The following is a 22,187-nucleotide window of genomic DNA, read 5'->3' as shown; positions in this document are numbered from 1 at the left end:
ACGCGTTGGGGCGTCACCATCCAGCAGGGCACTCACGTACTCGATGGCCTCCGCAGGCGACAGTACCGGCAGCGTCTGGCGCAGGGTTCGCACAGCGTGCATGCGTCCGTGCGTAGCGGCGACTCCGCGTATCGCGTCGTGCAGATCGTCCACTGCGGTGCGTACCGGTAGCCCCCGTATCCGGGCTCGGCAGTCGGCCTCCCACGCTCCGGTTTTCGCGGAGAGGACGCCGATCTGGTGCAGGCCTCCGTCGACACGGTCGACCAGGTACGGCCCGTTACCGATCAGCATGAACTTCCAGGGCTTCGGCGTAGTCGGATGGTGTCCGGTTCATGACGGTCTGTCGGGTGGGAAGCCCTGGGAGTAAGACAGTGACGGTGTGTGGTCTCAGCCCCGGACCCCGAGCTGGAGAAGAGGTACCACCCGTCACGAACGGGGACTGCATCTGCTGGATCCGCTGGCATCCGCTGGCCCCGACTTTACGTCGTGATCGAAGGACCTGATCCGCTCCGCCACCACGACCGCCGCCCGCCTGTTGCGCGAGGAAGGCCGGATCGGCACACTCGCCGTCGGCGCACACGCTGACCTGCTCGTCCTCGAAGGCAACCCGCTCGAGGACATCTCCGTCCTGACGAAGCCTCGGGAACATCTCCGGCATGTCATCAAGCCAGGCACGCCCATGTGACGTACGCGAGCACCCACGGCACGCTTCGGTCGATGCCGCGGGAGCGCTCATGGCGCGTCGCCACCGCTTGAGGGATGGGCCCGGCCCGTCCGTGGAGAGCAAGGAAGGCGTAGAAAACAAGAAGGGCAAGGAGGCCTTTCCACTCCTTGCCACTCTCAACTTATAGCGCACTGGGGGGCTTGCGGCAAGGCCCCCACCATGCCGCACAATCGCTGGCCGAGGCCCGTACCTGCGGAAATGGGAGATCAACGAAGTGCATGTGTTGTTGTCGGTTGATGGGTCGTGCGGTGGCGTCGAGCCGGTGGTGGGACTCGCGTCGCCGGTGTGGACGCTCGGTGCCGAGGTTCGCGTGTGCGCACCGTCGGACTTCGCAGGCATGACCTCGGATCGGAGCTGATGACATTGACCTCCACGACCACCAGTGCGTTCGACCTTCCCGAGCGTCTCTCCTCCAAGGCTGATGCGACCCTGATCGCCGGCGACGAGGCGCACTTCGCGGCCATCGCGAGCAGCCTCGAACAGACGATCACCGAACTCTCCGACCGTCTCGACGCCCTGCGCAGGGCCCCCGGCGGCATCGGCCGCGAGGCGATGGACCGGGACTCGGAGATCCACCGGCTGACCGGCCGCCTGCGCGCCCTGCGCCGCTTCGGGCTGGATCTGTGCCTGGGCCGTGTCGTCGGCGCGGACGACACCGAGCCCCTGTACATCGGGCGGCTCGGCCTCACCGACAGCGAGGGGCGCCGGCTGCTTGTCGACTGGCGCTCCCCCGCCGCCGAGCCGTTCTTCGGGGCGACCCACGCCAACCCGATGGGCCTGGCGAGCCGCCGCCGGTACCGCTGGACCGGCGGCCGGATCAGCGACTACTGGGACGAGGTGTTCACCGCCGACGGCCTGGAGCAACGCGCCGCGCTCGACGATCAGTCCGCGTTCATCGCCAGCCTGGGCAGCAATCGGTCGGCCCGTATGCGCGACGTCCTCGGCACCATCCAGGCGGACCAGGACGCCATCATCCGCGCCGGTTCGCGCGGCGCCCTCGTCGTCGACGGCGGCCCCGGCACGGGCAAGACCGTCGTCGCCCTGCACCGCTCCGCGTACCTCCTCTACTCCGACCCGCGCCTCAGTCACCGCCGGGGCGGTGTGCTGTTCGTCGGTCCGCACCGGCCGTACCTGGACTACGTAGCCGATGTCCTGCCCAGCCTCGGAGAGGACGGCGTACAGACCTGCATCCTGCAGGACCTCGTCACCGAGGGCGCCGCAGCGACCGTGGAGACCGACCCGGACGTGGCCCGTCTGAAGGCCTCCGCGGACATGGTGCAAGCGATCGAGAAGGCCGTCAGGTTCTACGAGGAGCCGCCCACCAAGGGCATGACCGCCACGACGGCCTGGTCCGACATCTGGGTGAGCGCCGACGACTGGGCCGAGGCCTTCAAGGCGCCGGGTCCGGGCGCTCCGCACAACGAGGCGCGCGAGCAGGTCTGGGAGGAACTGGCCTCGATCCTCATGGACAAGCAGGGCATGGACGAGGACGAGGACGGCGTCTCGCCCGATCTGTTCCTGCGCTCGCTGCGGCAGGACCGGGATCTGGTCGCGGCCCTCAACAGCGCGTGGCCGCTGCTCGAGGCCGCCGACCTGGTCTCCGACCTGTGGACGGTCCCCGCCTACCTGCGCATGTGTGCCCCCTGGCTCGACCGCGACGACGTGGCGAAGTTGCAGCGCAAGGACGCCCCCCAGGCCTGGACGGTGTCCGACCTGCCGCTCCTGGACGCGGCTCGCCAGCGGCTCGGTGACCCGGAGGCTGCGCGGCGCAAGCGGCAGCACGACGCCGCGGTCGCCGCCGAGCGGGAGCGCATGGCCCTCGTGATCGACGACATCATCTCGGCCGCCGACTTCAACTCGGCCGGCGACGACAGCGAGGGCGCGGTGCGGATGCTGCGCGGGAAGGACCTCCAGGACAGCCTGATCGACGAGAGCGCGCTGCCCACCGCCGACCCGGACCGCCTCGCGGGACCGTTCGCGCACATCGTCGTGGACGAGGCGCAGGAACTGACCGACGCGGAGTGGCAGATGCTGCTCCTTCGCTGCCCGTCCCGGAGCTTCACCGTCGTCGGTGACCGCGCCCAGGCGAGGCACGGGTTCACGGAGTCGTGGGAGGAACGCCTGGAGCGGGCCGGGCTCGACCGGATCAAACCGGCCTCTCTGAGCATCAACTACCGCACTCCGGAAGAGGTCATGACGGAAGCCGAGCCGGTCATCCGGACCGAGCTCCCCGACGCCAACGTGCCGACGTCCATCCGCAGCAGCGGCATCCCCGTCGTCCACGGACCGGTCACGGACCTGGACTCGATCCTCGACACATGGCTCGCCGCACACGACGACGGGATCGCCTGCGTCATCGGCGACCCCGCGTTCCGGGCGACGTCACGCGTCCGGTCCCTGACCCCGGAGCTGTCGAAGGGCCTCGAGTTCGACCTGGTCGTCCTCGTCGACCCGCAGGAGTACGGCGACGGTATCGAAGGAGCCGTCGACCGCTATGTGGCGATGACCCGGGCGACGCAGCAGCTCGTCATCCTGACGAGTTCCTGAGCTGGGAGAGGCCGGTGTGATCGCCGGCGAAGGGTGCGTGCCCGAGCCCTGCCGCGTACGTGGCGGGCTCGGGCACACCGTCGTACCGGTCAGCGTGCCTCAGGTGCGGTCGTCGACGAGACGGACCGGCTCCTCCTGACCCACCAGGGCACGCGGCATCGGCAGTCCCCCGTCGGACTCCGGAGTCAGCAGGTGCGCGGCGACGGCCGCCCGGCCTTCGTGGAAGCCGAGGTCCATCGGAGCCTGTCGGGGTCATTGCCCCGGACGCCCGCGTGACCTCCGGTTGCGCGAGCACCCACCGCGCCGGGGAATGGCCAAGAGAGGAACACCACCCACGTAAGGAACACCCCATGCAGAACGTCCGCCTCAACAACGACGTCGAGATGCCGATCCTCGGATTCGGCGTCTACCAGATCCCGCCCGAACAGACCGAGCAGGCCGTCAGCGACGCCCTCGCCGCCGGCTACCGGTCCCTCGACACCGCGGCCGCCTACGGCAACGAGGAGGCCGTAGGCCGTGCGATCAAGGCCAGCGGCATCCCGTGCGAGGAACTTTTCGTCACCACCAAGCTGTGGATCTCCAGCGCCGGCGAGGAGAACGCCAGGCGCGCCTTCCACACCTCGCTCCGAAAGCTGGGCCTCGACCACCTCGACCTGTACCTGATCCACCAGCCCTTCGGCGACGTCTACGGCTCCTGGCGTGCCATGGAGGCCTTGCACCGCGAGGGCGTCGTCCGGGCCATCGGCGTCTCGAACTTCTACCCCGACCGGCTCGTGGACCTCATCGACCACAACGAGATCACTCCGGCGGTCAACCAGATCGAGACCCACCCGTTCAACCGGCGCACTGCCGACCAGGAAGTCATGCGCGAGCGCGGGGTCCAGATCGAGTCCTGGGGGCCCTTCGCCGAAGGCCGCAACAACCTCTTCTCCGACCCGGTGCTCAGCGGGATCGGCGCCGCGCACGGCAAGTCCGTGGCGCAGGTCGTGCTGCGCTGGCTCATTCAGCGGCGCGTGGTCGTGATTCCCAAGTCGGTCCGCGCCGACCGCATGGCGGAGAACCTCGACGTCTTCGACTTCGAGCTCACCGACGACCAGATGGCATCCATCGACGCCATGGACACGGGCAAGTCCCTGTTCTTCGACCACCGTGACCCAGAGGTCGTCAGCCGCTTCGGCAAGCTCCAGCCGAACACCTGACCCGCGCGCTCCGGCTTGGACCCCGCTGCGCGCCCCGACTCAGGGCATCGGCAGGACGATCTTGCCGTGGGCCTGGCGCGTGCGCAGGCGCTCGGCCGCCGTGTTGGCCTGGTCGAAGGGCGGGGTGCTGTCCATGACCGGGCGGATACGTCCGTCTGCCACCGCGGGCAGCACCTGGGGCGTCAACTCGGCCATGGCTGCGCCGAGTTCGGCCGCGCGTGTGATGCCGAACGACACCCGGCGCAGGCGCAGGTGCCGGTAGGACAGGGCGTCCAGGTCGATGTGGACCGTGCCTGGCCCAGCCGGCCGATGTTGACGATGTGGCCGTCGACGCGGGTGGCGGGCAGGCAGTCGGCGAAGGTCTGTCCGCCGACATGGTCGAGGACGAGACTCTCCCCCTTGGCAGCACAATGCTTCAGTGCTCACACTCACCGACATCGCCGGGGACCCGCTGGTCCTGACCAGCCGCCTGCGCCTGCGCGACGGTTCGAAGGCCGTACTGCGCCCTCTCGTCCACGCCGACGCGGAGCGCCTGGCCGGCTTCCTCGAGGGACTCACCCCGGAGTCGAGACGGCTGAGCACCTTCGACGGATACGACCTCGCGGCGGCCCGCGAACTGTGTGACGCGATCGCGCGCTACGACAAACTGCGGCTGGTGCTGGAGGACGAGTCCTCGGCGCACATCGTCGGCCTGTTCGAGCTCAGCCTCGCGCTCACTGCGGGCGACATCGCGCGCTACCGGGCCGCCGGGATCCACCTCACCGAGCAGACCGACTGCCGGTTCGGCCCCACGCTGGCCGACGCCTACCAGGGCAGCGGGGTGGGCTCGCTCGTCCTGCCGCTCGTCATGGAGGCCGTACGACGGCTCGGCAGGACGCGGGTCATCCTGTGGGGCGGCGTACTCGCCGACAACGCGCGGGCGCTGCGCTTCTACGAGAAGAACGGGTTCCAGCTCGTCGGTCCCTTCACCGGACCGGACGGCACACCGTCGCTGGACATGATCCTTTCACTTGCCTGCGCCTGGCATCACAGCCCATCTGACCTGCGCAAACACTGAGGCCGGTCACGGGCCCGGCGCCGGAGGCGGACTCGTCCTCAGGTCCCGGCCTCCACCCCCCTCCTGCACCCATCGCTCTACAAAAGGGGTCTGGCGGTCATACCGGGGGATGACCGGCCGCAGCGTCCGACTACCGCAGGCGTGGGCCGGAGTCCGTCCCGGAGTCTGACATCCGGGCTCCGGAATGCGGCGACGATAGAGGGAGAAATCCTGCTGACTTCCCTGACGTGCCACGGGCACCGCCGGGCGGTCGCGCCTGCCTCCGCCTCCACCCGACGGGAGTCTCTTTCGCCGTGGCTACCTTCCTTTACAAACTAGGGCGCCTCTCCTTCAGGCGGCGCCGCTATGTGGCACTGCTGTGGGTGCTGCTCCTGGGCGGCATCGGATACGCGTCCTCGGCCGCGCCGGCGCCGCCCGCCGACTCGTTCTCCATGCCGGGCACGGACTCCCAGAAGGCCTTCGACCTGCTCGACGAGCGCTTCCCCGCCGCCAGCGCGGAGGGCGCAACGGCCCGCGTCGTCATCCGCGCGCCGGAGGGCGAGAAGATAACCGACCCCGCCGCGAAGGCGGAGGTCAACCAGCTCGTCGCGGCGCTCGGCAAGGGGCCGCAGGTCGCCGGCGTGGCCGACCCGTACAAGGCGAACGCCGTCAGCAAGGACGGCACCACCGCGTACGCGTCCGTCACCTACAAGGTGATCTCGACGGAGCTCACGGACAAGACGCATGACGCGCTGACGGACGCCACCGACAAGACCCGCGCCGAGGGCTTCACGGTCGAGACGGGCGGTGACGCCGTCCAGGCCGAGCAGGAGATGGGCGGATCGGCCGAACTCATCGGCATCGCTGTCTCCGCGGTCGTCCTCGTCATCACCTTCGGCTCGCTGATCGCCGCCGGACTTCCGCTGCTGACCGCCATCATCGGCGTCGGCATCGGTGTCTCCGGCATTGCCGCCCTGGGCAGCGTCCTCAACCTCTCGGGCACGACCTCGACGCTGGCGATGATGATCGGGCTCGCGGTCGGAATCGACTACGCCCTCTTCATCGTCTCCCGCTACCGCGCCGAGATCGCCGAGGGCCGAGAACCGGAGGAAGCAGCGGGCCGGGCCACCGGAACCGCGGGCTCCGCCGTGGTCTTCGCCGGGCTGACCGTGATCGTGGCTCTCGCGGGTCTGTCGGTCGTCAACATCCCCATGCTCACCAAGATGGGCCTCGCGGCCGCGGCCACCGTGGCCATCGCCGTACTCATCGCGCTCACCATGATCCCCGCGCTGCTCGGCTTCGCGGGCAAGCGCGCCCTGCGCCGCAAGGACCGCAAGAACCTCAAAAGCCGCGCGGACAGCAAGGACAGGGGCCTCACGAAGCCGGGCGCCACGCACAGCGCCACGGACGCCAAGAACACCAAGCCCAACCTCGGCACCCGCTGGGCGCGCCTCGTGCTGCGCCGTCCCGTCACCGTGCTGCTGATCGGTGTACTCGGCCTGGGCGCGGTCGCCATCCCGGCGACAAGTCTGGAACTCGGGCTGCCCGACGAGGGGACATCGGCGCCGGACACCACGCAGCGCAAGGCGTACGACCTGCTGTCCGAGTCGTTCGGGGCGGGTTTCAACGGCCCGCTGATGGTCACCGTCGACACGGGCGGAACGAAGGACGCCGCTGCCGCCGCCAAGACGGTGGGCACGTCCCTCGCCAAGGTGGACGGCGTCGCGGCGGTCACGCCCGCCTCGGTGAACCCGGCCGGTGACACCGCGATCATCACGGTCGTCCCGACCACAGGCCCGAGCGACCACAAGACCGAGGAACTCGTCAAGACGATCCGCTCCCAGGCGAGCGGCCTGGAGGCGGACACCAAGTCCGATGTCCTGGTCACCGGGCAGACGGCGATGACCATCGACTTCTCGCAGACCCTCGACGACGCCCTCCTGCCCTACCTGGGTCTCGTCGTCGGGCTCGCCTTCCTGCTGCTGATGCTGGTGTTCCGCTCGGTTCTCGTCCCGCTGAAGGCGGCCCTGGGCTTCCTGCTGTCGGTCGCCGCGGCGCTCGGCGCCGTCGTCGCCGTGTTCCAGTGGGGCTGGCTCGCGGACATCGTCGGCGTCGACCAGCCGGGCCCCATCATGTCGATGATGCCGATCTTCATGATCGGCGTGGTGTTCGGCCTGGCGATGGACTACGAGGTGTTCCTCGTGACGCGGATGCGTGAAGCGTACGTCCATGGGGCCCGCCCGGCCGAGGCGGTCGTCACCGGCTTCAAGCACGGCGGACGGGTCGTCGGCGCTGCCGCGGTGATCATGATCAGTGTCTTCTCCGGCTTCATCATGGAGAACGACGACATGATCAAGATGATGGGCTTCGGGCTCGCCATCGCGGTGTTCTTCGATGCCTTCGTCGTCCGCATGGCCATCGTCCCGGCGGTCCTCGCCCTGCTCGGCAAGTCGGCCTGGTGGCTGCCGCGATGGCTCAACAAGCTCCTGCCCAACATGGACGTCGAGGGCGAGAAGCTGCACAAGACGCTCGCGCCGTCGTCGTCACCGGCAGCCGAGGACGAGGACGAGGACAGGAACAACGACGAGGAGGAGGAGCGGGAACTGGAGCCCGTACGCGGCTGATCCCACGCGGTCCGGGCCCGCCCGGGACCCCTCCCCGCCACAAGCCCGCTGCCCCGGTGATCACGGTCACCGGGGCGGCGGGCTTGTCTCAGCTGCGGATCATCGACATCAACTGCCCATGGGTCTCGGCGTCGGCGGCCACCACAAGTCCCCGCCCCTCAGCCCCGGTCGGGGCGCCGTCGATCCCGGTGACGACGCAGCCGGCGGCCCGGCACAGTGCGATGCCGGCGGCGAAGTGCACACTGCCGGTGAGGTCAGCGCCGTCGGTGACGTACGCGGCGCGCTTGCCGGCCGCGACCCAGGCCAGCGCCAGCGTCGTCGACACGACCCGCGGCCGGAACCGCTCGACGAACGCGGGGTGGGCCAGCAGGTCAACGGCCCGGAAGCCGGGCCGGTTGATGAACGGCGGGTCCAGGTTGACGTCCACGAGCGAGGTGGCGGACGTCGGGGCCAGCGGCTCGTCCACCCCGTCGCGCCGCACCCACGCGCTCGTCCCGTCCGTGAAGAACACCTCGCCACTGAACGGGTCGGCCACCGCCGCCGCACCGTCGCGCAGCGCCACGTTGACGGCAACGAGCATGCTGCCGACGGCGTAGTTCAGAGTCCCGCACAACGGGTCCACCAGCCATTGGCGCGCGGCATCGGCCGTGCCCTGCTGCCCACCTTCCTCACCGACCACCGCGTCGTCGGGGCGGGCGGCGCGGATGACGTCGACAATGGCCTTCTCGGCCTCCACGTCGGCGGCGGTGGCGAAGTCCCCCGCGCCCTTGTCGATGCGGGTGAGGCGTCGCCCGTACAGGCTGCGCACCACGTCGGCACCGGCACTCGCCGCGGCTGTCGCGACCACGGAATCCTCAGAACTCGCAGATGAGTTGATCACGCGGTGCAGAGTATCGGGCGGCGCCGGAGACGGCGGCGGAAAGCCCACCGCCGGCTCCGGCACGGGTGCGCATCGCGTGGTGGACGGGTCGTTACGACGCCGCTCGCCGGGTCCCGGCTTCCACAGCGCTCGGCTCCGTCAGGCCCAAGTGGTCGCGCAGGGTGCTGCCCTCGTACTCCGTGCGGTACACCCCGCGTTCCTGGAGCAGCGGGACGACCGTGTCGGCGAAGACGTCGAGGCCGCCGGGGGTGATGTGCGGGACGAGGATGAAGCCGTCGGCCGCGTCCGCCTGGACGAAGTCGTTGATGGTCTCGGCGACCGTGGCCGGGGAGCCGACGAAGGACTGGCGGTTGCCGGTCTCGATGACGAGATCGCGGATCGACCACTTGTTGGCGGCCGCGCGCTCCCGCCACTCGCGGGCCGTGGCCAGTGGGTCGCGGTACATGCGGACCTGGGCGCGGCCGCGTGCGATGGTGTGCTCGCCGAGGTCGGGGTCGATGTCGGGGAGCGGGCCGTCCGGGTCGTAGCCGGACAGGTCACGGTTCCAGACGAACTCCAGGTGCTTGATGGCGGTGGCACCGCTGACCTGCTGGCGGCGCACCTCGCGGGCCAGTTCCGCCGCCTCGGCGTCGCTCTCGCCGAGTACGAACGTCGCGGCGGGCAGGATCAGGAGCTGGTCGTGCGTACGGCCGTGGCGGGCAAGGCGGCCCTTGACGTCCGTGTAGAACGCCTGCCCTTCCTTGAGGGTGCTGTACCGGCTGAAGATCGCGTCGGCGCTCGACGCGGCGAACTCGCGCCCCTCGTCGGAGTCACCGGCCTGGAAGATCACCGGGCGGCCCTGCGGGCTGCGGGGGACGTTGAACTGCCCGCTGATGTCGAAGTGCTGTCCCTGGTGGACGAAGGCTCCGGCCTGGGCGTCGCGCAGGAAGGTGCCGCTCGCCCGATCGGCGACGATCTCGTCCCCGTGCCAGGAGTCGAACAGCTCGCTCGCGGTGGTCAGGAACTCCTTGGCGCGCGAGTACCGCTCGTCCTGCGGCAGGAACCCGCCGCGCCGGAAGTTCTCGCCGGTGAACGCGTCCCAGGAGGTGACGACGTTCCACGCGGCACGCCCGTCCGAGAGGTGGTCGAGGCTGGCGAACTGACGGGCGACCTCGTAGGGCTCGTTGAAGGTGGAGTTGATGGTGCCGGTCAGCCCGAGGCGCTCGGTGACCGCGGCGAGCGCGGTGAGGATCGTGAAGGTGTCGGGCCGCCCCACGACGTCCAAGTCATAGATTTCGCCGCCCTGTTCGCGCAGGCGCAGGCCCTCGGCCAGGAACAGGAAGTCGAACTTGGCCCGCTCGGCGGTCTGCGCGAAGTGCGCGAAGGAACTGAACTCGACGTGGCTGCCGGCCTTCGGGTCGCTCCATACGGTGGTGTTGTTGACGCCCGGGAAGTGGGCCGCGAGGTGGATCTGCTTGCGAGGCATGGTGTCGGTGGTCCCTCCGGCTCAGACGGTGGCGGTGGCGGCGTAGCGGTTGGCGGGGCGCGCGAGCCCGAGGAGTCCGCGCAGGGTGTCGGCCTCGTACGCGCTCCGGAACGCTCCGCGCCGCTGCAGCTCGGGGACGAGTCCCTGGGTGATCGCGGGCAGATCGTGGCCGACGACGCCGGGACGCAGCCGGAATCCGGTGAGACCCGCCTGCTTCAACTCCTGGAGCAGATCCGCCAGTTGAGCGGGGGTACCCGTGAAGATCCGGGCGTCGCTGGTGTACGTGTAGCCCGCCAGGCCGTCGAGCCGTTCGCGCCGTGCCGCCGCCGCGGCCGGGTCGTCGTCCAGGAAGACCACCAGGTCGCCGAAGACATGGACGGGCTCGTCCGCCCGTCCGACCGCGGCCTGTGCCGTACGGATCTCGTCGACGAAGGCACGCGCCTGGTCCGCGTCGTGCGGGGTCACGAATCCGATGTCGGTGGAACGCGCGACGAGTTGGAACGGCACGCTCCGGTGGGCCAGAGCGCTGACGACCGGCTGGCCCTGGGGCGGCCTGGGGGTGATCGAGGGGCCCTTGACGCTGAAGTGCCTGCCCTCGAAGTCGATGTAGTGCAGCTTGTCGCGGTCGATGAAGCGGCCGGTGGCGACGTCCCGGATCTCCGCGTCGTCCTCCCAGCTGTCCCACAGCCGCCGCACCACTTCGATGTGGTCGGCGGCCTCGTCGAAGAGGTCGCCCGTCAGCTCCTTCACCTCCGGGCCGTCCAGGTCCTCGATGCGGAGGGCAGGGAACGTACGGCGTCCGAAGTGCACGGCCTCGTTCCGGCGTGCCGAGACCTGTACGCGCAGTCCCGCGCGCCCGGAGCTCACATAGTCGAGCGTGGCGATCGCCTTGGATATGTGGAACGGCTCCGTGTGTGTGGCCACCACGGTCGGCACCAGGCCTATGTGCCGGGTCAGCGGGGCGACGCGGGCGGCGATGAGGACGGCGTCGAGGCGCCCGCGGACCTGGTCGGTGCGGGCGTCGGGCTCCGTGAAGTGCGAGGACTGGGGCCCCAGTCCGTCCTCGATGGTCACGAAGTCGAGCAGCCCGCGCTCGGCCTCCTGGACGAGGTCGGCCCAGTAGCGGGCGGTGAACAGCTCCCGGGGCCGGGACACTTGCTCACGCCAGGCGGCCGGGTGCCAGCCGGCGCCGTCGAGGGCAACGGCGAGGTGCAGCAAGGGGGTTGAAGAGGGCAGCAAAGAAGACGAGGACACGAAAGGGTGCCTTCCTGATCGACCGTACGAGATGAGCGACCCTCAGGCGGAGGGTGCGACGGCGAAGAATCCGATCAGGAACAACAGAGCGCGCCGGCGACGCGCTGGAGGTCGATATGGGCGCGGGTGTACAGGTGCACCGGGCGGTACGGGGCAAGGACCAGGGCGCACAGGCGGGACACCTGGGTCATGACCGCCCTCCCTCTCATCGCCAGTACACACTGCATTGTCAGCAAGAACGGTCCGCCCCCGCCGTCTGTTCCCGCTTCTGGCCCGAATCTCGTACGGAACCCGTCGTGTTGGTACCGGGGAGGGCTAAGACTCCCCGAGCCGGGTCAGTCCTCGGCGCGATGAAGCCGGATCTCACGGTTCACGAAGAGGTGCACGTAGCCGCACTTCCAGCAGATCAGGCCGGTTGCCGTCTCGTCCGCCCACGCCAGTTTCATGAACTCCATGCCGGTGCTGTTGAGCTTGACGCCTCGCTCACGGAAGAGTTCGCTGCGGCAGACCTGGCAGGTGATCCACATCTCTCCCAGCGACGCGCGTACCGGCTTGGCCATCTTCGTACTCCCCCGAGTCCGTCAGCCCACCCCGAACGGGCCAGCGTGATCACCTTACCGTCAGGTAGCACCTGACATCCCCGGCGGGGTTCATCGGCCCGACTGCGAGATTCCGTCAGTGAGTTGACCTGCGACATGCGACCTGCGACATCAGGTGCCCTGTGCCAGGGAACCGACCCAGTCCTCGACGGTGACGGCTTCCGCCCATTGCGGGAACAGTTTTGGAATCAGAAGAGCGTGAGAAGCAGGGTCCAGTGCTGTGAAGAGTTCACCGCGTACCGGATCCGGTATCCGAGCCACGCTGTGCCGCGAGGTGGCGCCAGGGCCGTGAACCGGCGTCTGCCGGTGTGCCGTCCAGGATGCGCGCCGTGCTCGTGGCCGGTTCGAGGATGACCGTGGCCAGGCTTGCCCACCGCTGTCCCTCGGGAAGGTTCATGTCGGGCAGACAGGTGAGAGCCGCCTCGCCCTCACCCGATACGAGGAGACCAACGAGGTCGTCGGGCGACTGCGGCAGAGCGGTGGGCGTCAGGCGCTTGCGGATGAGGTCGTAGCGCTCGCCGGAATCCGGCTGGTAGAGCCACGTCTTCTCCCCGGCCGCAGGAGCCGGCGTGAGGAAGTGGTTGGTGCGCACGAGCGTGCCCCGGTCGGATTCCACCGCGAACACACCCTCGGGACTCAGATCGAGGAGTACGGCCTCGGAGGTGTCGAAGAGGGCGAACGATCCCGACGAGGCGATCGGAGCGCCGCGCACGATCTCCACGGCCTCCGCCACGCTCCCGGCTTCCTCCAGGACGACGGCGGCCAGGACGTGCATGGGGACGCCGCCGACGCCGTCTCGGCGGTGGCCGAGGATGTTGAAGTGCAGTGCGAGGCCTGCGCTGTTGATGCCGATCTTGCCGAGGATGCCGTGCTCGGTGAGGCCGACCACGTCGTGGGTGCCGCCGCGGGATTCCAGGGTGTGCCAGTAGGGGTTCAGCTCGACGTGCCAGTCCCAGGTCTGGATTCCGAAGGTGTCGACGGTGCCGGCTGCGCCACGCGTGCGACGGACGATCGTCGAGCATTCGCCGGGTGGGACGGTGGCGCTGCGGGCGAGTATCTCGGTGCGCGCGTTGAGCGCCGCGATGCGCCAGACGTCGACTCCGGCGCCGTGGGCGATGCCCTCGATCTCCGCCCGCGCACGGGGGCGGAACGCGTCGATGGTGTCGAGCGCACGCTCGGCGTCGTCGCGGACCTGCTGCGGGCTGATGCCGCCGAGCCGGAAGAAACGGTCGTACCCGGCGATCCCTCCGGGGAGGGTGTCGCGCAGTCGCTCACCGCGGGCGGCTCCGCGCGCGAACGGGTCGGACGACGCGACCTCGACGTGGAGGCGTTCGGCGGGACGGGCGATCATGACTGCGTTCTCCTCGGAGGGTGTGGGGATGTCGGGGCGTGGGGCCGTAGCTGTCGCGCGTCGGTCACGCGCCCGGTTCACGGGTCACCGCGCGGCGCCGGGTGCGCCCCAACCCCCCGTACACGACGGCGGAGACCACGAGTCCCGCGACGAGGGACAGGTTCGCGCCGCCGAGCGAGGACGAGACGGGGCCGGTCCAGAAGCTCGTGCTCACGCACAGGACTCCGGCGAGAGCACCGGCGAGGAACCCCGCCACTCCCGCCCGGTGCACGCCCGCGTCGTACCAGAACGGGCTGCCGCGCCGCTCGTCGAGGAGCTGCGGACCGTCGTAACGGTTGCGGCAGATCCAGATGTCGGCGACGTACACACCAACGGCGGGTCCAGTGACCACCACGACGAGTTCGAGCATGGTGTTCACGCTGGTCAGGAAGTCGAAGACGAGGAGGGCGTACAGCGTCATCGCCGTGGCCAGGATGCCGATGATCAGGACGGCCCAGATCCGGCCGAGACGCACGCCGATGGACTGGAGGGTGAGACCCGCGCTGTACGCGGTCAGGCCGTTGTTGGCGACGGTGTTGAGGACGACCGCGATGACGAACACCGGGATGAACCAGCTCGGGAGGATCCCCTCGAGCGCCGCCTCCGGGTCGCTCATGTCGAGCGTGGTGGCGGCCAGGGCACCGACGCCGGTGAAGAGCACGCTCGGCAGGAAGGCCCCGAGCGCCGTCCACCCCGCCACCGCCATCGGCTTGCTGTCGCGCGGCAGGTATCGCGCCAGGTCAGGACTGTTGCTGTACGAGAGCGGAGTGGACGCGATGATTGCGAAGCCGCCGACGAGCGTCACCCAGAGCTGGGCGCCGTGCAGTGACTCGGCGGGCCGGTAGGACCAGTCGGTGTGTCCCAGTACGTAGCCGCTCACGACGACGAACACGACGGTGAGGGCGACACTCAGCACCGAGTACAGCCGCACGATCGTGGCGTGGCCGTACACGCTGACCACGAGGGTGGCCGCGGCGATGCCGCAGATGATGACGCCGTCGAGCACGGGGCTGTCGGGAGCGCCGAGCCGCCGGGCGAGCCCGAACGCGGCGACCGAGGCCGCGGACCAGTTCAGCGCCAGATAGGCGGCGGAGATCAGCCAGCCCGTGAGCGCGATGACGGCCTTGTTCCCGAGGACTCCGTACATGGCACGGGAGACGACCGAGCCCGTCGTGCCCGCGGCCGGCCCGCTGACGGCCAGGACTCCGGTGAGCGCCCACAGCAGGTTGCCGGCGACGATCACCGCCAGCGCCTGTCCGAGGGTGAGGCCCATCAGGACCAGCGCCGCACCCACGACGAGGCTCAGGTAGCTCACGTTGGGCGCCGCCCACACCGCGAACAGCTCCCGGGGTCGGCCGTGCCGCTCCTCCTCCGGGATGTAGTCGATCCCGTGCGCTTCCAGCTGTCCGGCCTGTTCCACGGCCGTGGCCGCGTCTCTGCCGGCGGTGGCTGTCAGGTCTCTGGTCGCCATCGCGTCCTCCCATGAAGCGTCACGGCATGACCGACCGGCTCTATTGGCCGCATGCCCAATAGAGGAGATCTAATAGCGGAGGGTCGCGAGACGTCAAGGGTTCACCGGAAATACGTTCGCGGTACAACGGCAGCCGCACCGTCGATACGCCATGTTCAGGAGGCAGCCGGACCCCCGACGGGCGCCTCGGCCCTGACACCCGCCAGGACGACGGTCACCTCACGGACCGAGACGACGGAGGCGCCCCCAAGAGCTGCCGCAGTGACCCGACGTGCCCGAACCACCAGAGCCGCCAAGCAGCGAAACGAGCCGACGTCTGCCGCCCGGCATGCGACGGCTCGTCCCTGACCTGGCGGCCCCGTGCATGGGGTGGGGTTACGCGGCCGGCTTGCCCGGCTGGTCGTGGGTCGAGCAGTGGATTCCGCCGCCGCCACCCGCGATGGTGTCGATGGTCGAAGGACGCCCGCCGGCAGTACCAGATCCTCTCCACGTCCACCGACGCCGATGGCACCCCGATCGCGGTCACCAAGCTCCAGGGCCCCGACTACTCCCGCATCCGATCGAGTGACGTCAACTTCGTTACGGCATACGCCAATTACTACGTGTGCAACGGTGCGGTGATCTCGGCCCAGTTCGGTGACACCCGCGCGGACGCCGGGGCCAAGGCGGTCCTCCAGCGGCTGTTCCCCGGCCGCACCGTCGAGCAGCTCAACATCGACAGCCTCGGCGCGGGCGGCGGCGGCATCCATTGCGTCACGCAGCAGCAGCCACGCACGTAGCGACCGCGCACCGGTGCCGGGCTACGGCTCGGCGCCGGTCCGTCGAGACACCCCGCCCCACGTGCACACGGTTTAGGATCATCGACGCCGAGGCGGCAACCATGCCATCGGCCGACTCGACGCGGTGAAGGCAGAGCACCGCGTCAAGTGCCGCGGAAGGGGCGGGGAGCAGATCGTGAGCAAGGGTGGGGCGTCCATATCGGACGAGGAATGGGAGCGATTCCAGAGGGAGGCCGAGGCCGGAACTCAGGGCGCGCCCGAGGAACCGTCGGCCCGGGCCCGGATGGTGACGCGACGGCTGCGGGAGGAGACCGGCCGGCCCGAGGGGTGGCGGACCCACCAACCGGCCCGGCAGAGGCGCGGCAAGGGCTGGTATGTGGTCGGTCTGATCCTCGCCGCGGGCATGCTGTTCGTGGCGCTGGATCCCGGGCGCGTGACCGACTGGTTCGGCGGTGGAGGCGGCGGCGACAACCCGCTCGCCGCGGAGTCGGAACGTCCCGACCAGCCGCCCGCGACGGAGTCGGCGGCCCAACAGCCCACCCTTCAGCAGCCGTTCAGGGGATCACCGGCGGCGCAATGGGGTGACGGAACGGCGGGGATCACCGTCCCCGAGGCCCGGGCGACCGGCTGGATGAGCAAGGCGCAGGTCTCGCAGGCGCTCGACAGGTCCCGGGACTTTCTTGCCGCGTCCAGTCTGGATTCCGGTGTGCTGCTCGGACAGCCGCCCGAGAAGGCGATCGCATTGATCAATCCGAAGCAGAAAGACGTCCAGGACTACCTGGCGACTGCGTTCCGCGCACCGAGCCAGGACGCCGATCCTCTGCTGCTGTTCAGCCGTTTCGCGACGGAGAAGGTGCGTCTCGTCGGGGACGTGGTCAAGACGCGCGGGCGGATCACGTACCGCGAGGGCAAGCGCGGTGCGGTCAAGGTGACCACCGACGTCACGTACGTCTACCCGGTCGCGCACGCCGCGGAGGGAAGGGACGAGGTCGCGCGCACGATCGTGCGCCGCGAGGTGGTGATGAGCTGGGACGACCCGGCCAAGGTGATCACCGAGCCGGGGACGTTCTCCCTCGTCTCCTACAAGTCGGACACCGCCAACGGCGGCTGTGACAACGACACCGGTTTCTACGTCCCGGAGTTCCGCTCCGAGCGCGCGGTGACCGGCCCGGGAGCCGGCCCCGAGGTCGACCCGTACGACCGGAGTACGTCGATGGACGCGCGCATGCAGGCCGCCGACGATACGGAGTGCGGGACGGCGACACGGTCGTGAGCGGTGCGGGGGCGCGAGTGAGTCGGCGCGTGGACTATTCGCTCCGCGTCCCGTACCAGCGCCACGCGGTGAGCCGTGGGCGATCGGGCAGTGCGGTGCGTCCGGTTGCCCACAGCAGGTTGTCCCAGGCGTCGCCGCAGATGGTGACGTGAGGGAAGAGCTTCCGCAGGACGCGTTCGCACACCTCCCTCGGCGGCGACCACTGCCGGTTCAGTCCCTGAGTGATGTCGTGGGTGTGCACGAGAGTCTCGACCACGGCCATCGCCGCAAAGCCTTCCGGGTCCGAGGGCCCGAAGACGTGGTAGGAAACGGTGGTCGACGGGGCCGTGCGCAGGACGGACGCCATCAGGCCACCGCACGCCTCCAGGACGACGAGGAGGCCGTCGGGGCCCGCGGCCCGGTCGACGGAGATGACGTTCGCCGGCCCGCCACTTCGGTCACTGCTCGTCCGGAACGGCAGCAGCGTGTCCGTCGGCGGCTTCGCGAGCCCGAACCGCGCCGCGTAGGTGAACAGGTCGTCGGCCAGGTGCTCCAGCGTCTCCCAGCAGGTCCACTCGAGCGTTCCCGCCTTGGCCTCCCATGCCTGTGGATCGGCACCTTCCAGGACGTCGACGGCCAGAGTGACGACCCGGCGCACGTCCTCGCCGTCGACGGTGGTGTCTGCGCTGTCCATGCACAAGATCGTAACAACGGGTGGAGGGGGAACCTGATCCGTCTGACGGTTCGTCCTGAGAGGGGATGCCGAGCAGATGGGAAGCCGTGGTGAAGTGGGATCGGTCGGCCTGGGAACGGGGGCGCGTGGTCGCCGGGCTCGCCGTCGTGACGGCCGGGCTGGTGGCCTTCCACCGCGCCGTGCCCAACTCCGTGGGGCACCTGGGCAGTTTGCTGGAGCAGTTCCTGCCGTGGCTCGGCCTGGTGGTCGTGGTGCTGCTGGTCCTGGCGCTGATGCGCCGTTCAGCGATCGCGCTGGTGACCCTGCTCCTGCCCGTGGCGGCATGGACGTACCTCTGCGGCGGGCTGCTGTTGCCGGGGGCGACACCCGGCGCACACGACCTGGTCGTGGTGCAGCACAACGTCAGTGACGAGAACGCCGACCCGGCGGGTACCGCGCGCTCCCTGGCCGACGCCGAGCCCGATCTCATCGCGCTGGAGGAACTGGTCCCGGCGGCGCTGCCGGTCTACGAGAAGACGCTGGCCCCGCAGTACCCGTACCACGCGGTCCGGGGCACGGTCGGACTCTGGTCGAAGCATCCGCTGACCGGCTCCCGGACCGTGGACATCAAACCCCGTGGGATTACGGAGAGTTGGGAACGCGGGCTGCGAGCCGTGGCCCATACTCCGCACGGCGAGATCGCGGTGTACGTCGCGCACCTGCCCTCGGTCCGCGTCGGGGCGAGCGGTCTCGGTTCCACGTGGCGCGACGAGAGCGCGGGCATGTTGGGCCGGGTTGTCGCTGCCGAGAAGTTGAAGCCGGTGATCCTTTTGGGCGATCTCAACAGCACGGTCGACGACCGAGGGTTGGCCCCGCTGACCTCACGTATGAACACGGCGCAACGCGGCTTCGCGTTCAGCTTCCCCGCCGCGTTCCCGGTGGCCCGGATCGATCAGGTCATGGCCCGCTCGGCGACCGTCACCCATATCCGCACCCTGCCGGAATCCGGCAGCGACCACCTGCCTGTCGCCGCCCGGATCGCGCTGGGCTAGACAGTGGAATCGTGCGGCTGTCACCGCGGGTCGGTGGCAGCCGCACAGGTCCTCAGGACAGTTGGTCGGCCAGCGGTCCGAGTACGGGGATCCACTCCCGGACCGAGACGTCGCTGACGAGCCCGTTCAGGCGGAACGGATCCTTCTCCGTGGCAGCCAGTGCCGACTGCTTGTCGGCGGCGCGGAACAGGAGCAGCGCGCCGGGCGCGTCCTCCTCGGCGAAGGGGCCCGAGACGAGATTGATCCCCTGCTCGATGAGCACGCCGAGGAACTCCCGGTGGGCGGGTCGGACGGCGTCGCGGCCCGCGGAGTCATCGGTGTAGGTGTAGGTCACGGCGTAGATAGGCATCGTGGTGTTCTCTCCTGTGAGTCCGAGTCAGAGTCTGAGGTAGGCCCGAGGTATGTCTGAGTCTGCGGCAGGTCGGGGCGATCGCTGTGCGATTATGCTGCCCGGCTTGTCGAAAAGATCAGTACCCCGTCCGTGGAGCCTGCCTTCAGGGCACACCACGCCGGTGGGACGGCTTGGGGGATTGCGGTGCGGGGACGGCAGGGCGGATCTCATTCCGGACGGGCGGCGGCAGTAGCCGGGGCGGTGGTGCTCTGCTTGGGCCTGACCACCGGGTGCTGGTTCGGCGACAGCTCCGACCCCAAGAGGGCTGCGGCCCAACAGGAGCGGTTCTGCGCCCAGTTCGGCCAGTGGCAGCAGGACGTCGACACGCCTGACGCCGACTCCGTCGCAGGTCAGATGGTGATCGACGCGGCGAAGGTACTGGACCGGGAGCACCTGGACACGGGCGGCAGTCACATCCTGCGTGACACCGAGGCGGCCGTTGTGTACCGCATGCACGACAGCGGAGCCAGGGTGGCCGCGTACTGCGACCGGGCTGGTTTCGAAACGCTGGTCGGCTGACTCAGGGCACTGATGCGCTGATGCACTGACCACCCCGGTGGCGCGGCTCCTCCGTCCGGGTCACGCGAGGCCCTCCCGGAAGCCCTGCCGCCACGACGGATAGCGCGGCTCCCAGCCGAGCTCCCGCTTGGCCTTGGCATTGGAGAAGCCGCGCCCCTCGGTCATCATCCGCACCGCGACTTCCCCGGCCAACAGGCGGGCCGGCCACTTGGGAACCCGCAGGGGAGGCTTCGCGCCCGCGCACCGGGCCAGGTACGGCAGCCACTCGCGGGCCGGGGCGGGTTCGTCGTCGACGATGTTGAACACGCCCGTCGCCTTCTGCTCGACGGCCAGTACGGTGGCGCTCGCCGCGTCGTCGAGATGCACCCACGAGCTGTAGCCGGTGCCGCTCCCGACGAGCGGGAACTGACGCTTGCGCACGAGCTCGACCTGGTCGTCGGTCGCGCCGGGGCCGTACAGCCCGCCGTATCGCAGGGCCGCGCCGCCGGCCTGGACGACCACGTCCTCGACATGGCGGATCGCCTCCATCCCCGGTCCGGCCGCCGTCCCCGTCATCAGATCGAGAGGGTCTTCCTCGGTCTTCACCCAGCCGCCCTCGTGGGCGCCGTTCCAGCCGGCGTAGCTCTGCGCGACGAAGTGGGCCACGTCGGTCGCCTCGGCGGCGGCCAGCAGGTGGTCCGTCCCCTCGGTTCGCAGCCGGTTGGTGGTCGCGAACCAGCGGTCCATGTGCTTGATGTCGGGCTTGCCGGCGATCGCGGTCATCTGGTGCACGACGACGTCCGGCCGGGCCTTCGCCACCGCCTCGCCGACCGACACCGCGTCCAGCCCGTCCATCACGACAGCCTCCGCGCCCAGGTCCCCGAGCAGGCCCAGCTTGGCCGCGCTCGTCGTCGTAGCCGTCACCTGGTGCCCCCGGGCCACGAGCTGCGGCACCAGCCGCCGCCCCACGACCCCGGTCCCACCTGCCACGAATACCCGCACAGCCATCACCCTCTTGATTCCGATTCGGCCCCTCACACCTGAGACGAGACGGCGCGGCCATCTGTGACATGTGGAGCCATCGAACCGGCCTTACGTTCGCCGCGCTCCGTCTGCGCCTAGCAGCATTGTTGTCCGCGGTGGCTCAGCCGACGCGCAGAGGGAGTGCGGTCAGGCCTCTGAGCAGGGTGCTGGTGCGCCACGTGAGAGTGGCCGGGTCCGTGGCGAACGCGAGGGTGGGGCGGTCGCGGAGGAGCAGGCGGAGGGCGATGGTGGCTTCGGCGCGGGCCAGGGGCGCGCCCAGGCAGTGATGGAGGCCGTGACCGAAGCCAAGGTGGCTGTTGGGCGCGCGGCGGATGTCGAACCGGTCCGGGTCGGGGAAGTGCAGTGGGTCCCGGGACGCGGCGGCGAGGGAGATGAGTACGGCGTCGCCCGCAGGGATGTGCGTTCCGGCGATGTCGAGCGGTTCGGCGGCGAAGCGGAACGCGCTTGCGTGTACGGGTGAGTTGTAGCGCAGCGACTCCTCGATGGCCGCGCCCGTCAGCTCAGGCTCGGCCCTGAGGAGGTCGAGTTGGTCGGGGTGGGTGAGCAGGGCGTGGAGTGTGCCGGAGATGAGGTTGACGGTGGTTTCGTGGCCCGCGACGAGGAGGAGGAAGGCCATGCCGAGCAGTTCGTCGGTGGTGAGGCGAGCGTCATCGGCCGAGGTGTCGGCGGCAGCGAGGATGCTGAGCAGCGAGGAGTCCGGTGCGCGACGTTTGTGTTCGATCAACTCGGCGAGATAGGTGGTCAGTTCGGTGGCAGCCGAGGTCGCGCGCTCCGGGTTCTCCGGCATGATCAGCGCGTTGGACCAAGCGTGGAAAGCCGCTCGGTCGGACGCGGGGATGCCCAGGAGGTCGCAGATCACGGTGACCGGCAGGGGCAGCGCGTAGGCACTGACCAGGTCGACTGTCCCGTGGTGCGGGAGTTCGGCGAGCAGGTCGGTGGCGAGGGCTTCGATCCGCGGACGGAGGGCGGTGATGCGCCCGGGGGTGAAGTGGCCTGCGACCAGGCGGCGGAGGCGGCCGTGCTGGGGTGGGTCGGTCTGGAGCATGTTGCGTCCGATGGCGTGTCCGCCGTCGTCACGCCAGGAGGAGGAGTGCCGGATGTCATTGCGCAGGCGCGGATCGGTCAACGCGGCGCGTGCCGCGTCACGTGTGACGACCAGCCACGCCTCCCCACTCTCCGGGACGGCGACGCGGTGCACGGGGCCCTTGTCCCGTAGGGCCGCGTATACGGGGTAGGGGTCCGCGGCCATGTCGTGGCCTTCCGGGGCCAGGTCGTTGAGGGTGGGTGGCTGAGGGCGCTTTCCCATCTC

At 69.7% G+C, this 22,187-nt stretch carries 22 protein-coding genes; 9 read left to right on the top strand and 13 right to left on the bottom strand.

The window, feature by feature from the left end; all coding sequences use genetic code 11:
• Positions 1-499: 499 nt before the first annotated feature.
• Together OHA58_RS36150 and helR are read left to right on the top strand one after the other, a co-directional pair.
• Positions 500-685: an amidohydrolase family protein gene (locus tag OHA58_RS36150; RefSeq protein ID WP_405485357.1), complete on the top strand. Its 186-nt coding sequence runs from the start codon at positions 500-502 to the stop codon at positions 683-685.
• Positions 686-1,087: 402 nt separating this feature from the next.
• Complete coding sequence (gene helR / locus OHA58_RS36145; protein ID WP_405485355.1) at positions 1,088-3,271, top strand: RNA polymerase recycling motor ATPase HelR; 2,184 nt, start codon at positions 1,088-1,090, stop codon at positions 3,269-3,271.
• A gap of 99 nt (positions 3,272-3,370) precedes the next feature.
• Here helR and OHA58_RS36140 read toward each other — a convergent pair whose 3' ends face one another.
• Positions 3,371-3,508 (bottom strand): hypothetical protein, encoded by a 138-nt coding sequence (locus OHA58_RS36140; RefSeq protein WP_405483912.1) that lies wholly within the window; start codon positions 3,506-3,508, stop codon positions 3,371-3,373.
• Positions 3,509-3,621: 113 nt separating this feature from the next.
• Between OHA58_RS36140 and OHA58_RS36135 the strand changes: the two genes are divergently transcribed.
• Positions 3,622-4,470 carry an aldo/keto reductase gene (locus OHA58_RS36135; protein ID WP_405483911.1) on the top strand — a complete coding sequence of 283 codons (849 nt, stop codon included), beginning with the start codon at positions 3,622-3,624 and terminating at the stop codon, positions 4,468-4,470.
• A gap of 39 nt (positions 4,471-4,509) precedes the next feature.
• Here OHA58_RS36135 and OHA58_RS36130 read toward each other — a convergent pair whose 3' ends face one another.
• A complete protein-coding gene (locus OHA58_RS36130) occupies positions 4,510-4,707 on the bottom strand; it encodes a zinc-binding dehydrogenase (protein WP_405483910.1) in 198 nt (65 codons plus the stop codon).
• A gap of 181 nt (positions 4,708-4,888) precedes the next feature.
• Here OHA58_RS36130 and OHA58_RS36125 point away from each other — a divergent pair, with 181 nt between their 5' ends.
• Together OHA58_RS36125 and OHA58_RS36120 are read left to right on the top strand one after the other, a co-directional pair.
• The gene (locus tag OHA58_RS36125) at positions 4,889-5,527 is read left to right on the top strand and encodes a GNAT family N-acetyltransferase (RefSeq protein ID WP_405483909.1); all 639 of its coding nucleotides are present in this window, start codon (positions 4,889-4,891) and stop codon (positions 5,525-5,527) included.
• A 293-nt stretch (positions 5,528-5,820) separates the two neighbouring features.
• A complete protein-coding gene (locus OHA58_RS36120) occupies positions 5,821-8,130 on the top strand; it encodes an MMPL family transporter (RefSeq protein WP_405483908.1) in 2,310 nt (769 codons plus the stop codon).
• A gap of 88 nt (positions 8,131-8,218) precedes the next feature.
• On the opposite strand, the gene OHA58_RS36115 is transcribed toward OHA58_RS36120, so the two are convergent.
• From OHA58_RS36115 to OHA58_RS36085, 7 genes are all read right to left on the bottom strand, one after another.
• A complete protein-coding gene (locus OHA58_RS36115) occupies positions 8,219-9,010 on the bottom strand; it encodes an inositol monophosphatase family protein (protein WP_405483907.1) in 792 nt (263 codons plus the stop codon).
• A 91-nt stretch (positions 9,011-9,101) separates the two neighbouring features.
• On the bottom strand, positions 9,102-10,475 hold the full coding sequence (locus OHA58_RS36110) for an NtaA/DmoA family FMN-dependent monooxygenase (RefSeq protein WP_405483906.1): 1,374 nt from the start codon (positions 10,473-10,475) through the stop codon (positions 9,102-9,104).
• A gap of 21 nt (positions 10,476-10,496) precedes the next feature.
• Positions 10,497-11,729, bottom strand: a complete 1,233-nt coding sequence (locus OHA58_RS36105; protein WP_405483905.1) for an LLM class flavin-dependent oxidoreductase — start codon at positions 11,727-11,729, stop codon at positions 10,497-10,499.
• Between the two features lie 74 nt (positions 11,730-11,803).
• Entirely contained in the window at positions 11,804-11,920 is a 117-nt protein-coding gene (locus tag OHA58_RS36100) for a putative leader peptide (RefSeq protein ID WP_323136385.1), read from the bottom strand.
• A 144-nt stretch (positions 11,921-12,064) separates the two neighbouring features.
• Positions 12,065-12,289, bottom strand: a complete 225-nt coding sequence (locus tag OHA58_RS36095) for a hypothetical protein (RefSeq protein WP_356083066.1) — start codon at positions 12,287-12,289, stop codon at positions 12,065-12,067.
• Positions 12,290-12,557: 268 nt separating this feature from the next.
• The gene (locus tag OHA58_RS36090) at positions 12,558-13,679 is read right to left on the bottom strand and encodes a C45 family autoproteolytic acyltransferase/hydolase (RefSeq protein WP_405483904.1); all 1,122 of its coding nucleotides are present in this window, start codon (positions 13,677-13,679) and stop codon (positions 12,558-12,560) included.
• 64 nt (positions 13,680-13,743) lie between these two features.
• On the bottom strand, positions 13,744-15,189 hold the full coding sequence (locus OHA58_RS36085; RefSeq protein ID WP_405483903.1) for a purine-cytosine permease family protein: 1,446 nt from the start codon (positions 15,187-15,189) through the stop codon (positions 13,744-13,746).
• 110 nt (positions 15,190-15,299) lie between these two features.
• Here OHA58_RS36085 and OHA58_RS36080 point away from each other — a divergent pair, with 110 nt between their 5' ends.
• A complete protein-coding gene (locus OHA58_RS36080) occupies positions 15,300-15,968 on the top strand; it encodes an agmatine deiminase family protein (protein WP_405485353.1) in 669 nt (222 codons plus the stop codon).
• Between the two features lie 175 nt (positions 15,969-16,143).
• Entirely contained in the window at positions 16,144-17,241 is a 1,098-nt protein-coding gene (locus tag OHA58_RS36075; protein ID WP_405483902.1) for a hypothetical protein, read from the top strand.
• A 34-nt stretch (positions 17,242-17,275) separates the two neighbouring features.
• Here the strand turns inward: OHA58_RS36075 and OHA58_RS36070 are convergent, their stop codons facing one another.
• Positions 17,276-17,914 (bottom strand): maleylpyruvate isomerase N-terminal domain-containing protein, encoded by a 639-nt coding sequence (locus OHA58_RS36070; RefSeq protein WP_405483901.1) that lies wholly within the window; start codon positions 17,912-17,914, stop codon positions 17,276-17,278.
• An 89-nt stretch (positions 17,915-18,003) separates the two neighbouring features.
• On the opposite strand from OHA58_RS36070, the gene OHA58_RS36065 reads away from it, so the two are divergent.
• Positions 18,004-18,945 carry an endonuclease/exonuclease/phosphatase family protein gene (locus tag OHA58_RS36065; protein WP_405483900.1) on the top strand — a complete coding sequence of 314 codons (942 nt, stop codon included), beginning with the start codon at positions 18,004-18,006 and terminating at the stop codon, positions 18,943-18,945.
• A gap of 52 nt (positions 18,946-18,997) precedes the next feature.
• On the opposite strand, the gene OHA58_RS36060 is transcribed toward OHA58_RS36065, so the two are convergent.
• On the bottom strand, positions 18,998-19,294 hold the full coding sequence (locus tag OHA58_RS36060) for a YciI family protein (protein ID WP_405483899.1): 297 nt from the start codon (positions 19,292-19,294) through the stop codon (positions 18,998-19,000).
• Positions 19,295-19,549: 255 nt separating this feature from the next.
• Here OHA58_RS36060 and OHA58_RS36055 point away from each other — a divergent pair, with 255 nt between their 5' ends.
• A complete protein-coding gene (locus tag OHA58_RS36055; RefSeq protein WP_405483898.1) occupies positions 19,550-19,855 on the top strand; it encodes a hypothetical protein in 306 nt (101 codons plus the stop codon).
• Positions 19,856-19,915: 60 nt separating this feature from the next.
• Here OHA58_RS36055 and OHA58_RS36050 read toward each other — a convergent pair whose 3' ends face one another.
• Entirely contained in the window at positions 19,916-20,842 is a 927-nt protein-coding gene (locus tag OHA58_RS36050; protein ID WP_405483897.1) for an NAD-dependent epimerase/dehydratase family protein, read from the bottom strand.
• Between the two features lie 136 nt (positions 20,843-20,978).
• On the bottom strand, positions 20,979-22,184 hold the full coding sequence (locus OHA58_RS36045) for a cytochrome P450 (protein WP_405483896.1): 1,206 nt from the start codon (positions 22,182-22,184) through the stop codon (positions 20,979-20,981).
• Positions 22,185-22,187: the final 3 nt, after the last annotated feature.

It is taken from the genome of Streptomyces sp. NBC_00009 (assembly GCF_045040855.1).
Classification (GTDB): Bacteria; Actinomycetota; Actinomycetes; order Streptomycetales; family Streptomycetaceae; genus Streptomyces; species Streptomyces aureus.
This window is presented reverse-complemented; position numbering and strand designations above follow the sequence as displayed.